At 65.7% G+C, this 14,332-nt stretch carries 10 protein-coding genes; 3 read left to right on the forward strand and 7 right to left on the reverse strand.

The window, feature by feature from the left end:
• Positions 1-83: 83 nt before the first annotated feature.
• Entirely contained in the window at positions 84-1,175 is a 1,092-nt protein-coding gene (locus U4Y88_RS04910) for a porin (protein ID WP_321782632.1), read from the reverse strand.
• A 668-nt stretch (positions 1,176-1,843) separates the two neighbouring features.
• Positions 1,844-4,474, reverse strand: coding sequence for an alpha-L-rhamnosidase C-terminal domain-containing protein (locus tag U4Y88_RS04915; protein WP_321782634.1), 2,631 nt, complete (start codon positions 4,472-4,474; stop codon positions 1,844-1,846).
• A 354-nt stretch (positions 4,475-4,828) separates the two neighbouring features.
• Between U4Y88_RS04915 and U4Y88_RS04920 the strand changes: the two genes are divergently transcribed.
• The 3 genes from U4Y88_RS04920 to U4Y88_RS04930 are packed head-to-tail and all read left to right on the forward strand — an operon-like array spanning position 4,829 to position 8,215.
• Entirely contained in the window at positions 4,829-6,001 is a 1,173-nt protein-coding gene (locus tag U4Y88_RS04920) for an MFS transporter (RefSeq protein WP_415774393.1), read from the forward strand.
• A 36-nt stretch (positions 6,002-6,037) separates the two neighbouring features.
• Positions 6,038-7,294: an amidohydrolase family protein gene (locus U4Y88_RS04925; protein ID WP_224009227.1), complete on the forward strand. Its 1,257-nt coding sequence runs from the start codon at positions 6,038-6,040 to the stop codon at positions 7,292-7,294.
• Positions 7,295-7,312: 18 nt separating this feature from the next.
• Positions 7,313-8,215, forward strand: coding sequence for an alpha/beta hydrolase (locus U4Y88_RS04930; RefSeq protein ID WP_224009229.1), 903 nt, complete (start codon positions 7,313-7,315; stop codon positions 8,213-8,215).
• 181 nt (positions 8,216-8,396) lie between these two features.
• On the opposite strand, the gene U4Y88_RS04935 is transcribed toward U4Y88_RS04930, so the two are convergent.
• From U4Y88_RS04935 to U4Y88_RS04955, 5 genes are all read right to left on the reverse strand, one after another.
• Positions 8,397-9,311, reverse strand: coding sequence for a LysR substrate-binding domain-containing protein (locus U4Y88_RS04935; RefSeq protein WP_217086193.1), 915 nt, complete (start codon positions 9,309-9,311; stop codon positions 8,397-8,399).
• Between the two features lie 79 nt (positions 9,312-9,390).
• A complete protein-coding gene (locus U4Y88_RS04940; RefSeq protein WP_321782638.1) occupies positions 9,391-10,794 on the reverse strand; it encodes an MFS transporter in 1,404 nt (467 codons plus the stop codon).
• A 105-nt stretch (positions 10,795-10,899) separates the two neighbouring features.
• A complete protein-coding gene (locus U4Y88_RS04945; RefSeq protein WP_321782639.1) occupies positions 10,900-12,486 on the reverse strand; it encodes a bifunctional 3-(3-hydroxy-phenyl)propionate/3-hydroxycinnamic acid hydroxylase in 1,587 nt (528 codons plus the stop codon).
• Entirely contained in the window at positions 12,483-13,358 is an 876-nt protein-coding gene (locus U4Y88_RS04950) for a fumarylacetoacetate hydrolase family protein (protein ID WP_321782641.1), read from the reverse strand. Before U4Y88_RS04950 ends, U4Y88_RS04945 begins: the two co-directional genes overlap by 4 nt.
• Before the next feature lie 53 nt (positions 13,359-13,411).
• On the reverse strand, positions 13,412-14,332 hold the full coding sequence (locus tag U4Y88_RS04955) for a VOC family protein (protein WP_321782643.1): 921 nt from the start codon (positions 14,330-14,332) through the stop codon (positions 13,412-13,414).

Below are 14,332 nucleotides of genomic sequence, written 5' to 3' on the forward strand. Positions count from 1 at the left end.
TTCCTGTCGATATTAATCCGGTGATTTCGCTAGCCAGGTTGCGCCCCTCGCCAGACGAATCGCCCGCAAAAAATAATTACGCGTTAGAACTTGTGCGATATCCCCACCCGCAGGGCGAGTTGATCGGAATTGGAAGAAGGGCTGGCGTAAAGCAGTTGTGCCACCTGTCCCGCGCCGGTGACATGCTCGAAATCGGCGTCGAGATAAACGGTGGTCCGCTTCGAAAGGAAATAATTGATCATGGCGTTATAGACATGCCAACGCCCGCCGAGTCCGACCGAGTAGCCATAATCCGCTGCCACATTCAAGTCCGGCCGGATGTCGTACATCACGCCCACGTCACCCGTTTGAAGTCGATCTTTAGCGCCGTCGAGCGCGATAAAGTGGACATAGGAATAAGAGGCGACAAACCTGGCGGGACCCATCTGGTAGGCCGCACCGATGGCTGAGGTCGTGAGGTTGCGAAGCTCGATACCGCTGGACGCGGTTGACGCGGTTGAAGTTCCGAACGCGTAAGCGAGACCGATTCCGGCGGGATTGATCGTCGTGCCATTAATATCGGTCATGGCCGCGCCAATGGCGAATGGCCCATTGTGATACTTCAGCTTCAGTCCGAAAGCCCGGCCGGTATTCGTCGCGTTGCCGGAAGTCGAACCAAAACTGTAGATGGCTCCGCCCTGTACTCCTGCGATTTCCGGGCTATCGTACTTGACCGAGTTGTTGAGCTGCTCGCCCGTGATGCGATCGTAATCGCCGGGGTGATAACCATAAATGGGCCCGACAATCCCGGTGTACTGCAACATCTCGACCATGAAATCGTTCTGACGACCGAGCGTGAGCGTCCCATACCGGTCGCTCTCCAGGCCGACAAACGATTCCATGCCAAAAGCGGAACCCGAAGCCATCGCCTTGCCATTGGTCGACTGGAAAGACTGGGTAAGCCGGAATATCGCCCGGTTCCCGCCGCCGAGATCTTCTCGCCCCGTGAATCCAATCATGCTTGGCGCATTCACGTAACCGTCCTCGATCACGTTCGAATGTCCGCTTTGATTGCTGAAATACGTGATCCCGGTGTCGATCATGCCGAACAAGGTAACGCTCGACTGCGCGTGTGCGGTACCGGCGGCGATCAGCGAAGCCAATGCAGCGATCTTTAGTTGTGTTGAGTATGCCATCCTGTCTCCGTGTCTATTTTGTTCATCGGCTGTGCTTCGTGGTTGCTGCCTACGCCTCTTCGTCAGCCGAAGTGTTATGTGTTCAGAGGCTTCATACGGTCGTTACCTGATCTGGATGGGTCGATGCAGGCATGGCGTGCGTTCGTTGCCGATCGCGTTGTGCGTGAAGCGGAATAGGTCGTGCCCTTTTGACAGCCCCACTTCGCATGGAAGAATTGGCAAGGCAGCGGCTCAGTCAATCAGCGCAACGACGCACGACCGGGAACATCGGCCGACCGTTTGGTACGTGGGAACCTGTTTGTCTCCTGGTGGCCGGGCCGTTTGCGGGGACGCAGATCGGGTCGGCTGTTCTTGGGCGCGCGTAAGCACGAATCTCGGCTCGGCTATACGCGTCACATCAACATTTGATCGAATTTTATAGGGTTGCCTCTTCAGCAATCCGCCTCATTCTCGATACCCGCTATCGTGAATCGCGATGCGTAATCGGGAACGCGTTTCGCCTCGCCGTGTGCCTGGCGCCTCGTCTGTTTCGTTGTTCACGATGCCTGTCCGCAGGCAACCGTCCAAAAGCATGAAGCCCGCTGCGAGGCGGGCTTCATGACGCGGTCGGATGAGTCGGCCTGCTTCGAGATCGCGGCGGCTGCATCTTCGACAGCCGCGTCGCTCGATTAATTGAGGGCTTCGATGTCGTAAGTGCCGGGGCCCACGTCGTTGATATAGGCATAGGCGCGTCCGTCGCTATGCACACCGTACGGGTCGAGCGCGGACACAGCGGACGTCGCCACGGTCTTGCCGTTCATGTGCACGCCACCGCGCGTTGCCGGGACCGCGATGGTGCCGCTCGTGCCCTTCGGCACGACGACATGCATGGCGATGGCGCCCTGCGCATCGATGCTCCACTTCACCGCGATGGCCCCGTGGGGCGTCGGCGCGCTGCCCTGCGCCCAGCGCAGATCGCCCATTTGCGGCTTGACGAGCCACTGCCCATAGCCCGGGCTCGCAGGACGGATGCCCAGCACGTATTGCGACAGCGCCGAGGTGGGTCCCGACGACCAGCCGTGCGCAAGACTCGTTTGCGGGCTGACGGGCTCGCCCGCCGCGCTCATGGCTTCCCATGTCGTGCCCGTGTAGTTGTCGCCCGGCGCGATCATCGTTCCCCACAGCGAGCGGATCAGGTCGAGCGCGCCCGTCGTATCACCCGTGGCGAGTCGCGCCCGCAACTCGGCGTCGCTCGCGAAGGGGCTGATCATCGATGCACGCCCGCTGTCGCCCGAAAACGCCAGGCGGCCATGTTCGCTGGCCAGGCCGCTCGCCACACTCGCCAGCACCTGGCGCGCACGCTCGGGCGACGCCACGCCGGTCAGCACAGCCAGCGCGTTGGCGTCCTGCGCCAGCGCTCCCGGCCGGTTCGCGCTCATCGCGTAGAACCCGGCCTGTTCGTTGTAGAGCTGCTGGTTGATCGCATGGCGAACGCGCGCGGCCTGCTGATGCCATGCGCTCTCTTCGTCGGCCTTGGCGAGCGCGCCGGCCAGATAGGCCGCGTCGCCCAGCACGCCGTAATAGAGCGCGTTGGTGGCGGTCACCTCGCCGGTCACCGGATGCGCGAAATCGGGCAGCCAGTCTTGTGCCTCGCGCGCGTCCACCGAGATCAGTCCATTGGCGTCGACGTGATCGCCCAGATAACGCAGCTCGCCTTCGAGCGCAGGCCACTGCGCACGCACGAGCGAGAGATCGCCCGTGTACTGGTAGTAGTCGCGCAGCAGCTTCACGAAGTACATCGAGTACTGCGTCGAATAGAAACCGGTCATGCCGTAAGCGTCGGCAGGCGTGTCGATCAGCGGATCCTGCGAGCTATGGGTGGTCGAGACTTCGCCATTGGCGAGGCGATAACTGCCGAGCAGGCGAATCGAGCCTTCGATGGCGTCGACGCGATTCGACGTGTAGAACAGCGTGGGCGCGGCGACCGCGAGATCGGCGGACCAGATGGTGCGATCGCGCTTGGCGCCATCGACGAGCAAGGCCATGTCGTTCGTGTGAGCGGAGAAGTCGTTCAGGGCCTCCGGGTTCGTGAGCGCGTTCGCGTAGAGGACCTTGTCCGTCACGTCGGTAATCGACAGGTTGCGGTAGGTCGCCAGCGCGCCGGGCTCGTTGAAGAAACCCGCGCTGCCCACCGGCGCGAGCAGCATGCTGGTGGCGCCCAGCGCGTCGGCGTCGAGCGAGCCGACCGGCTTGCCGTCCAGGAACACCTCCAGCCGCGGGCCGCGCATGTCGGTGCGCACGCTGTGCCACGTGCCCGGCGACACGGTCGCGGGCAGCTTCAGCACGGCGACGCGCTTGTTGCCCCCGGCAAAGGTGCTGAACGCGCTGAATTCGAGCGTGTTCGCGATCTCCTTGTTCGCCGTATCGGCATGCAGCACGAAGCGCAGCGTGCTCAGGTTCGACAGATCGCGCATGACCCATCCCGCGCTGTCGCGATCCACGCGCACGTCGAACGACATCGCATAGTCCGCGGGCCACTGCCCGCTCTTTTGCACGATGCCGGTGCCGGTCGCGCCCAGCGTCAGGCCCGCGTCGCTGATCCGCCACGCCAACGGCAGCGCCCTTGCATCGAGACGCGTGAGTTCGACCGTATACGCGCCTGCATTCCAGATTTGATTGAGCGCGTCCGAACTCGACATGAAAGCGCCTTCGTTCAGGGCGGCGTGCGTGTCTGCGCTCGCCTCGTTCAGCGCGCGGATGCCTGCGCCGGACAGCACGACCGTCCCCGGCGTCGACAGCGAGATCACCTGATAGCGCTCGCCGCCCTGCACGACCGGATGCGAGATCGTGCCGTTGCGCAGCACCGGAAATTGACTCGTGCGCGCCGGATCCACGGCGACCGTCAGCCCGGCCGTCACGTCGCCGCTCGCCAGGTGCGCGCGGCTCTCGCTGAAGGTCGCCGCGAGTGTGGGCTGGCCCGTGTGCGCCGTCACGTCGAAATACGGCACGCCGCCGACTTCGCGTCCGTAGTCGAGCACGACGACCGGCGCCGGTCCACCCGCGCGATAGCGCAAGACCGTGACGCCGCCAGTGACCAGCGCCTGCGCATTCGACACATCGCCCGACACGCTGACGATGCGCGCGGCGCGCAACGGTCCCACGCCCGCGCGCCACGTTGCAACGCCCACCTGTGCGGGCCACGGCGACGTCGCGACGGCGGCGGTCTGGGCAGCCAGCGCAACAGGCGGAAGCAGTGACAGGGAAAGCACCAGCGCCGTGGCGCCGAGCGCGCCCACCGACGATTTGAACCGCGTGGTCATGTTGTCTCCATATTTCCAGACCGTCCGCCAGCGCGGAAGCAGCAGGTTGATTTTTTTAGCCGTGCCACAGCACGAATGGCTGACCGGCGCTTTGCGCCATGTCAAATGTGCCGGCAGGATTCTAGAGGCCGCCTCCAGGTCTGTAACGCCTTGTTTGGCGATACCTGCTATCTCGATTCGCGATACGTGACGCGGCGTTGGCACGTGCAAGGCACGCGCGCGCTCGGGGGCGGCGAGCCCTCGCGAAACGTGATAGCCCGTATCGCGAAACGCGTCTGCTCGTTGTGCGCCGAGCCCCTACACTCACCGCACACGCAATGCCTTGCGTCACATCAAAAAACATTGGAGACAGACATGTCAGCCCGACGCGGCTCACCTTTTGCGCTTGTCGCCGCACACGTCGCGGGAATGATCGACCTGGTCGCCCTGCCTGTGTGGGTCAACACCTTGATCGAGCGATTTCATTTCGACGTCCAACGCGCCGGTGCGCTCGCCACGGCCTACCTCGCCTGCGCGGTCGTCTGCTCGGTCTGCATCGCGCCGCTGATCGCCCGGCTGCCGGGGCGGCTCGCGGCCGCGAGCGGTTTCGCCCTGGCCGCCTGCGGCTTCGCGCTGGCGGCGCACGCCACGACCTTCGGCGGCATGCTGGCCGCCCACGCCACGGCGGGCATCGGCGTGGGCGGCGGGCTGTCGGTCGCGCATGGCGCCATCGGCAGGACGGCCAATCCTCATCGGCTGTTCGCGCTCGGTCATCTCGCGCTGGCCCTGTTCGGCGTCGTCTACTTTGCGGCCACGCCGACGCTGATCGCCTTGCATGGCGGCGCGGCCTTGTTCGTGGTGTTCGCTGCGGTCTCGATCGCCGCCGCGCTGGCGCTCGCGCTCGCATGGCCCGCCACGGCGGCAGCCGATGCGGGCGCGCCGCGCCGCGAAGCCACGCGTCTCATGGACACACGATTCGAACGCGGTTGCTGGAGCGCGATCATCGGTATCGTGTTCATGGCGATCAACCAGGCGATGGTGTTCAGCTTCGCGCAGCGCATCGGGCTCGCACACGGATTCGGCGATGCCCGCGTGAACGCCGTGCTCGTGGCGGTCGGCCTCGTCAATCTGCTGCCGTCCGCGCTCGCCGCGCTGCTCCAGGGCAGGCTCGACGCGCGCAACGTCGCGCTCGCCGGCCCCATCGCGCAAGGCGTGCTCGCGCTCGTGCTCTGCAACACGACGTCGTTCGCTCCGTATGCGCTCGCGGCGAGCCTGTGGGTCTTCGCGATGATCTTCACCCACACGTTCCTGTTCGGCCTGCTCGCACGACTCGACAAGACGGGCCGCGCGGTCGCCTACACCCCCGCGATGCTGATGGCGGGCTCGGCCGTCGGCCCCTTGCTCGGCGGCATGCTGATCGTGCGCTTCGGCTTCGGCGCGCTCGGGTTCGCGGCCGTCCTGATCGGCCTGTTCAGCTTCCTCTTCTTCAGCCGCCTGCGCTCGGTGGCGCGCACGCAAACGCACTTCGAGCTTCCCCCGGCGCGCTGACGATCACTCTCCGACAATTCACTTGAGACCCCAATCATGGCAGGCATAGTTTTTCAGAACGTTCGTGTATTCGATGGCAGCGGTTCCGCGCCCTTTCCTTCGCAGGTGCGCGTGGAGGGCAACCGGATCGTCGCGCTCGCGGCGCCGCAGTCGCCCTCGCTCGCCCAGGACGGCGACGACCTCTACGACTGCGGCGGCGCCACGCTGATGCCCGGTCTCGTCGAGGCGCACGCGCATCTGTCCTGGCCCAGTTCGGTCGAGAAGTTCGTGCCCGGCATGGCATTGCCGCCCGAAGAACTCGTGCTCACCACCGCGCGCAACGCGCGCATCCTGCTCGATCACGGCTTCACGAGCGCCTATTCGGCGGGCTCGCTGAGCAAGCGCGTGGAAGTCGCGCTGCGCGAGCAGATCGAGAGCGGCGGCATGCCCGGTCCGCGGCTCGTGGCGTCGTCCATCGAGCGCACGCCGCCTGTCGCCGCCGACGAGCAGGAACTGAACCCCGGCGAGGTGGACCCGCACGGCGTGGGACCGGACGCCGTGCGCGCCTTCGTGCGCACGTGCGCGGAGATGGGCGCGCGCTCGGTGAAGTTTCTGCTCTCGGGCGAAGACGCCTTGCAGCCGGGCGCGTCGCAGCAACTGCTGTACAGCGAAGCCGAAGCGCAGGCGGCAGGCGATGAAGCCGCCGCGGCAGGCGTCTGGCTCGCCGCGCACGCGCAGGCCGCCGAAGCGGTGAAGATGGCGCTGCGCAACGGCTTTCGCGTGCTCTATCACTGCACTTACGCCGACGAAGAAGCGCTCGACATGCTGGAGGCCGCGCGCGACCAGATCTTCGTGGCGCCCGCCATCGGCATCATTCAGGCGACGCTGGACGCCTCGCCGCCGCCCCACTTCGACATGACGCACATGAAGCGCAGCGCGGCCGAAGTGCGCGAGCTGCAACAGCGCCTCGTGCCGGAACTGCGCCGCCGCGGCGTGCGCGTGCTGCCCGGCGGCGACTATGGTTTCCCGTTCAATCCGAATGGCCGCAACGCGCGAGACCTTCAGCTTTTTGTCGAACTGTTCGGCTACACGCCCGCCGAAGCCCTGCATGCGGCTACGGCGCTCGGTGGCGCGCTGATGGGCCTGCCCGATGAGCTTGGCCGTATCGCCCCTGGCTATCTCGCCGACCTGCTGATCGTGAACGGCGACCCGACCGAAGACGTCGCCATCCTCCAGGACAAGCAGCGCCTGACCGGCATCATGAAGGACGGCCGCTTCCACAAGACGCCGCACGCGCTGCGCGCCGCACGCTGAACGAAGGAGCACACGACGATGAGCCAGAACGCCCCTCCGTGCGCCGATGAACTCGACCGGCTGATCCGTACGACGGGCGCCGTGATCGATCCGCCGCTGGTGAAAAGCTGGTACGCGCCGCTGCGCGAGACGCAGCGCAAAGACGGCGCCGACGTGCGCCACGACATCGCCTATGGCGACGACGAGCGGCACAAGCTCGACGTTTATCTGCCGACGACCGGCGACACGAAAGGCCGTCCGCTGCTGCTATTCGTGCACGGCGGCGGTTTCGTGCGCGGCGATCGCCGCGACCGCGCCAACGTGGGCTGGTGGTTTGCGCGGCAAGGCTTTGTCACGGTCGTCCCCAGCTACCGGCTCGGCCCGGCGCACCGCTGGCCGGCCGGCGCGCAGGATGTCGCCGCAGCATGGGCGTGGGCGCACGCGAACGCCGCGGCGTTCGGCGCCGATCCGCAGCGCATCTACGTGGCGGGCGAATCCGCAGGCGCGGCGCATGTCGCGGCGGCCACGCTCATGCGGCGCTTCCGGCCTGCGGGCGTCAGCGCGCCGCGCGCTGCGTTGCTCGTCTCCGGCGTCTACAACGTGCAACTGGAAAAGCTCGCGCGCCGGCAGTTCGGCATTCCGAGTCCCGATCCGCGCAACGAAGCGTATTTCGGCAGCGACTTCGCGGGCTACCCTGCCATGTCGACGGTCGAGAACGTGGACAGCGAACCGTTCCCGCTGCTCATCACGTGGGCCGAACTCGATCCGCCGCAAATGCAGATCCAGGCGGGCGAACTGTTTGCGCGGCTGACCACGCAACATGACTTCGGCCCCGACGTCGCCGTGATTCGCGGCCACAACCATTTGTCCCAGCTAGAAGCGATCAACACCGCCGACGACAGCCTCGCTTCGACGCTGCTCGACTTCATGCAGCGGCACTGAAACACCGAAAAGCCGAGTACGACGCAAGGACACGGGATTGAACAGCGGATTCAATTCCGCAGTCCGCGCGTTGTCCGTTTCGGCGTTTTTCGCCCGGCAGCATCGGGGCTATGCGCGCCATGCCGCCAAAGGCGACCTTCCCTGGCTCAAGTCCTTCCTCAAGTTCCGATCGGCGCGACACTCATGCCGCCAGCCCGGCGGCCGCCTCGATCAGACGCTCCCGCAGCCACCGGTGGCACGGGTCCTTCTCCCTGTACTCGTGCCACTGCAAAAACTCCCTCACCGTGGGAATCTCGATGGGCGTGTCCACGAGACGCAGCGGCAGTCTGCGTGACAACTCGTTCGCGAGACGCCGGTGCATGATGGCGATCATCTGCGTGCCGATCAGCGCGGTCGCGATCGAACAGAAGTCCGAGGTCGTCACGCGCACGCGCCGCTCGATGCCTTGCGCTTCCAGATAGCGGCTATCGTAGGTCGGCGCGCGCGGCCACCCCAGCAACGCGGCAACATGATCGAGGCGCTCGAACTGCTCGACACTCTCCAGCCGCGCACCGACCTTCGTGTTCCCCTCCCACACCACGCAGGTGTAACGGTCGTCGAACAGCGGACGATGCGGATGATCCGGCGCGATGAACGGCTCGGGAATGATCAGGAAGTCGTATTCGCCGCGGCGCAGCTTCTCCGCCGAATCCTCCACTTGCGGCATGAATTCGATCGTGATGTGCGGCGCCAGCGGCTCGATCACCGGAATCAGGCGATGCATGAGCACGTTGATCACATAGTCCGAGGTCGCGATCTTGAAGTGCCGCCGCGCATTCGCGGGCTCGAACTCGGGATCGATCGCGACGATCGTCTGCACCTGGAGCAGCAGATCGCGCACCGGTTGAACCAGCTCGCGCGCGAGCGGCGTCAATTCCAGATTGCGTCCCACGGGGACCAGCAACTCGTCGTCGAAGTATTCCCTGAGCTTCGCAAGCATGCCGCTGATCGCCGACTGGCTGAGGTTCAGCCGCTCCGCCGCGCGCGTGATGCGGCGCTCGTCCAGCAGCGCATCGAGCGTGACGAGCAGGTTCAGGTCCAGCCTGTTAAAGCGCATTTTTCGCGTCTCCATGCGAAAGGCCGCCTCATCGGGCGGCCCTGTTATTCAAAACGATCGGCCTTTCGGTCGCGGGCGCTCAGCCCGCCACGCCGGGATCGTGCTGCGCGTTCGCAGGCAGCGCATCGTCGTCGTGCACGCTCGCGGCGTTCTGCGCCGCTGCCGGCAATGCGGCGATCTCCGTCTTGCCGAGCGCGATCACGCCCGCCGCGAGCACCAGCGCACCCGTGAACAACGCGAACGTCCACACCGGATCGGAGTTGATCGAAGCGATGACGCCCACGATAACAGGCCCGAGTATGCCACCTATCCGGTTCAATCCGACCGCGACCCCCATGCCGGTGCCGCGAATTTCCGTGCGATAGCACATCGCCTGGTAATTGTTCATGATCGCCTGCGCGCCGAAGATGAAGAAGCCCACGCACGCGATCAGCACCATCGAGCCCGCCTTGCCGAGCGTCACGGCGAGCACCGCCATGAACATGCCCGCCACGATATAGCCCACCACCATCGCCCGAATGCGGCTATGCAGGCGGTCGGCGAGCCAGCCCATGGAAATGCCGCCGAACACCGAGGCGATCATGACCACCGTGCCATAGCCGAACGCCGACGATACGCCGCCGCCCTTGTTGACGACCATGGTGGGCAGCCAGCCGGTCAGGCCGTGGATGCAGAACAGGCTCAATGCGCCCGCGACCCAGTGAACGAGCGTGTTGCGGCGATACTCTGCGGACAGCAGGTCGCGCACGGAACCGGGCCGCGAGGTCGCGCGCATCGGCAGGATATGGCCTTCGCGATAGACGGGCTCGCGCTCGGGGCGAGCGGCCTTGAGGAGCGCGAGCACTTCGTCGGTGCGCCCGCGCAGGGCGAGATACTGGGCCGATTCCGGCAGCCATTTCATGGCCGCCGCCGCGACGAGCGCCGACAACACGCCCACGAAATAGAGCGACTGCCAGCCCAGATGCGGCGTGAGCGTGAGCCCGGCGACGCCCGCGAAAATGCCGCCCGCCGAGAAGCCGAACTGAAACACCCACGTCGCGAAGGTGTTCGCGTTGCGGCGCGGCGCCCACTCGTTGATGCAGGTGAGCGCGAGCGGCGTGACCATGCCGAGCGCGGTGCCCATCAGGAGACGCGCGAGCGCGAAACTCGCGGCGGAGTGAACCACGGTGGCAAGCAGGCCGCTGGAAAGCGTCAGGGTCCACAACGCGCCGAGCATCACCTTGCGCCGGCCGATGCGGTCGGCGAGCAGGCCTTGCAGCACCGAGCCGATCGAAAGGCCGACGATGCCGCTGGAGAGCATGATGCCGATCATCGCAGGCGATGGCTGCCATGCGTGCCGCACGAGCGGAATCACGTAGGCGGCGTTGAAGAGATCGTAGCCGTCGAAGAACATGATGCAGGCGACGAGGACCGCGAAGCGCAGATGGAAGCCGCCGATGCGCGCGTGCGCCAGCTCCTCCCTGACATTGATGGGTGTTGCCAAGGTTTGTCTCCGTTTGGTCGGGTGCGGGACCCGTGCCGCCTTTTTTTATGGCGGTCTGAAACGAGGCTGCTGGACAGGCCGCGTTCTGCGGCCTGTCCGCGTGCGTTAGCCGTGCAACGCCGCGTCGAGCGTCGCGAGCGATTGCGCGAGGTCTGCCGCGTCGCCCGCCACGCCGTACACGTAGTGATCGGGACGCACGATCGCCGCGCAACAGCGATTGCGCTCGAACCACGCCGCGAGCACGCCGTCGATTTCGACGATGCGATGCGTGTCGGGCAGCACCGCCGCATGGTGGGCGTCGCCATCCGGCGCGAGTTCGACGATCTGCGCGCCGACACGCGCCGCAGCCTGCTGTGCGTCGCTCGACAGCGGCTCGCCGCCCAGCGTCACGACGCGCCAGTTGCCACCCGCCACGATATCGAGCAATGCGGCATCGTCGGCGTGCTGCACGCGCGGTTGCGGGAACAGCGTGCCGTTCGCTGCGTGGGCGGCGTGCGACAGCAGCCCTGCGTCGAGCTTCGGCACGATGTCCTGGCGCGCGATCGTCTTCACGACGCCGCCCGCCTCGCGCAGCAGCCGCGCATCGCGCTCGCGAGCGGCGTCGACGTCGCGTTCGCAGATCAGCTTGCCGATCTCCTTGATGCGCGTGGTGAGCTGGCGCACATGGAGGCTGCGTTCGGCCTGATAGCTGTCGAGCAGGTCGGACTGCGCCGTGCCCGCCATCACCGCGTCGAGCTTCCACACGAGGTTCACCACGTCGCGAATGCCCTGGCACATGCCCTGACCGATGAACGGCGGCTGCTGGTGCGCCGCGTCGCCGCCGATGAACACGCGCCCACGGCGCCATTGCTTCGCGACGAGCGCATGGAAACGATAGCTCGCCGCGCGCCACAGTTCGCCGTCCTCGCGCGTGAGCCAGCGCGAGAGCAGCTTCCACACCTGCTCCTCCTGCTGCATGTCGCGCGGATCTTCGCCCGGCATCAGCATGATTTCCCAGCGCCGATGGCCGCCCGGACCGACGATGTACGTGCAGGGCCGCGACGGCTCGCAATACTGGATCGCGACCTTCGGCAGCTTTTCGATGCCGCGCTCGTTCACGCGCAGGTCCACGACGAGCCACGGTTCGTCGAACACGAGATCCTCGTATTCGATGCCCAGCTGCGTACGCACCGTGCTCGACGCGCCGTCGCAGCCGAGCAGGTAATCGCACGTCACGGTACGCGTCGCGCCCGTGTCGTCCTTGAGATGAACCGTCACGCCCCCGGCCGTTTCGTCGAAGCTCACGAGTTCCGTGCCCAGCGCGATTTCCACCGTGTCATACGCGCTCGCATGCTCGCGCAGCGCGGCTTCGACGGGCGGTTGCGTGAACACCATCGTCGGCATGTAACCGAGCGGCCAGGGCTTGGGCACCGTGTCGATGCGCTTGATCAGCTGACCGTCCACGCCGTAATACTCGGAAGGCGGGAACACGGCCACATGCTCCGCAATGCGCTCGACCACACCGAGCCCCTGGAACACGCGCATGATCTCGTGGTCGACGGCGATCGCACGCGGCTTGTCGTACACCTCGCGCGCGCGGTCCACGCACAGCACCTTGCGGCCGCGCTGCCCGAGCAGCCCCGCCGCCACCGCGCCGGACGGGCCGAAGCCGACCACGACCACTTCGTAATGGTTGTTGCGTTCCATCGTCATGCGCCCACTGCGTTCTGCTCGTCCTGCACCGTGTTTTGCAGGCGGCCCACGCGTTCGATGTCCACTTCCACACGGTCACCGTGCTTGAGCCACACCGAAGGATCGCGCGCCCAGCCCACGCCTGCGGGCGTGCCCATCGCGACCACGTCGCCCGGTTCGAGCGTCAGACATTCACTCAGGAGTTCGATGGTTTCCGCCACGCCCCAGATCATGTCGCTCGTGCTCGCCTGCTGCATGACCTGACCGTTGAGGATGAGGCGCAGCTTGAGGCCTTCGGCGCCCGGCGGCAGTTCGTCGGCGGTCACGAGCCACGGGCCGAATGCGCCCGTGCCGTCGAAGTTCTTGCCGATCGTCCACTGCGACGTGCGCTTCTGGTAGTCGCGGACCGAAACGTCGTTGAAGCAGGCATAGCCGTACACATAGTCGAGCGCGTTCTCGCGCTTCACGTGGCGCGCACGCTTGCCGATCACGATCATGAGTTCGGCTTCGTAGTCGAGCTTTTCCGAAATGCGCGGACGGATCACCGGATCTTCGTGCGCGATCAGCGACGATGCGCCACGGAAGAAGATGAGCGGATAAACCGGCTTGAGATTGCCGCCTTCCTTGGCGTGATCGTAGAAGTTATGGCCGAGGCACACGATCTTGCCCGGCTCCGGCACGACAGGCGCGAGCGTGAGCGACGCATACGGCGCGCGGTGCTCGCCGCTCTCGATGGCGCGCTGTGCAGCCGCGTTCAGGTCCACGCCGGCCTTGAGCGCCGCGCGCAGATCCGCGGGCACCGAAGCGTCGGCCTTATTGAGGTCGACGACATCGTCGCCGTCGATCACACCAAGGCGCGTCGTGTCGCCCGATCGGAAGGTAACCAGTTTCATGATGTTTTATCTTTCAAGAAAAATTGATTCGTTATGCGATATTAATTCGTGCTTCAGCGCGACCCGGTTGCAGAAGCTTGCGGCGCGCGAAAGAAAATCGTCTTTTGCGCGGCCTTCATCCGGTCCGAAGGATTGCGCCCCACGCCCCACTGGTCGATGCGACCCGGCGGCCATTTCCAGTCGTCCGGGCCGCCGGTGCGATAGCTCTCGTCCACCTGCTGCACTTCGGCGGTGTATTCGATGACGAAATCGAATGGCCCGAGGAAGTACGCGAACACGTTGTTGCCCGGACCGTGACGGCCCACGCCCCACTCGATCGGATGGCCCGCGTCGTTCATGCGGCCGCCGCCGCGCATCACCGAGTCGAGGTCGGGCATGACGAAGGCGATGTGGTTCAGGCTGTTCTCCTGCGCGTCCGCCAGCGCGATGCTGTGATGGTCGCTGCCGCAACGCATGAAGGCCATGACGCGCGTGCGGTCCGAGAGCCGGAAGCCGAGCGCCTTTTCGAAAAAGGCCTGCGCCACCGCGACGTTCTCGCTGTTGAGCACCACGTGCGTGATCTTGATCGGGCGGTCCTTGACCGGCTCGGTGTCCGCGTGGCTGCGCCCGCCTGCAATGAAACGCAGCGTGCGCCCTTGCGGATCGAGCACGTCGAGCGCGACGCCTGCGCCCGGCATCGTCGTGGGGGCCGGGCCGCTCAGCACCGTGCCGCCCTGTTCTTCGACCGCGCGCGCGATCGTGTCGAGATGCCCGATTTCGGCCACATCGAACTCGATGGCGCGCACGTCCGCGTGCTCGCTCTGCGTGAGCGTAAGAATGTGATGCGCCGCGCCCGTGCCACGGAAATAGACTTTCTCCGGGCGGCGCGTGAGTTCGGTGAGATGCCAGGTATCCGCGTAAAAACGCGCGGCGAGTTCGAGATCCGGCACGCCGATCTCGATGCCTCTGAGGCCAGTGACGAGGCACTGCGTCAT

It is taken from the genome of Paraburkholderia sp. J94, assembly GCF_905220285.1.
GTDB classification, from domain to species: Bacteria; Pseudomonadota; Gammaproteobacteria; order Burkholderiales; family Burkholderiaceae; genus Paraburkholderia; species Paraburkholderia tropica_A.

Bases quoted from the DNA above. Each gene is read 5' to 3' on its own strand.
- U4Y88_RS04910 (WP_321782632.1), bottom strand. From the start codon at position 1,175: ATGGCATACTCAACACAACTAAAGATCGCTGCATTGGCTTCGCTGATC.
- U4Y88_RS04915 (WP_321782634.1), bottom strand. From the start codon at position 4,474: ATGACCACGCGGTTCAAATCGTCGGTGGGCGCGCTCGGCGCCACGGCG.
- U4Y88_RS04920 (WP_415774393.1), top strand. From the start codon at position 4,829: ATGTCAGCCCGACGCGGCTCACCTTTTGCGCTTGTCGCCGCACACGTC.
- U4Y88_RS04925 (WP_224009227.1), top strand. From the start codon at position 6,038: ATGGCAGGCATAGTTTTTCAGAACGTTCGTGTATTCGATGGCAGCGGT.
- U4Y88_RS04930 (WP_224009229.1), top strand. From the start codon at position 7,313: ATGAGCCAGAACGCCCCTCCGTGCGCCGATGAACTCGACCGGCTGATC.
- U4Y88_RS04935 (WP_217086193.1), bottom strand. From the start codon at position 9,311: ATGCGCTTTAACAGGCTGGACCTGAACCTGCTCGTCACGCTCGATGCG.
- U4Y88_RS04945 (WP_321782639.1), bottom strand. From the start codon at position 12,486: ATGACGATGGAACGCAACAACCATTACGAAGTGGTCGTGGTCGGCTTC.
- U4Y88_RS04950 (WP_321782641.1), bottom strand. From the start codon at position 13,358: ATGAAACTGGTTACCTTCCGATCGGGCGACACGACGCGCCTTGGTGTG.
- U4Y88_RS04955 (WP_321782643.1), bottom strand. From the start codon at position 14,332: ATGACGCAGTGCCTCGTCACTGGCCTCAGAGGCATCGAGATCGGCGTG.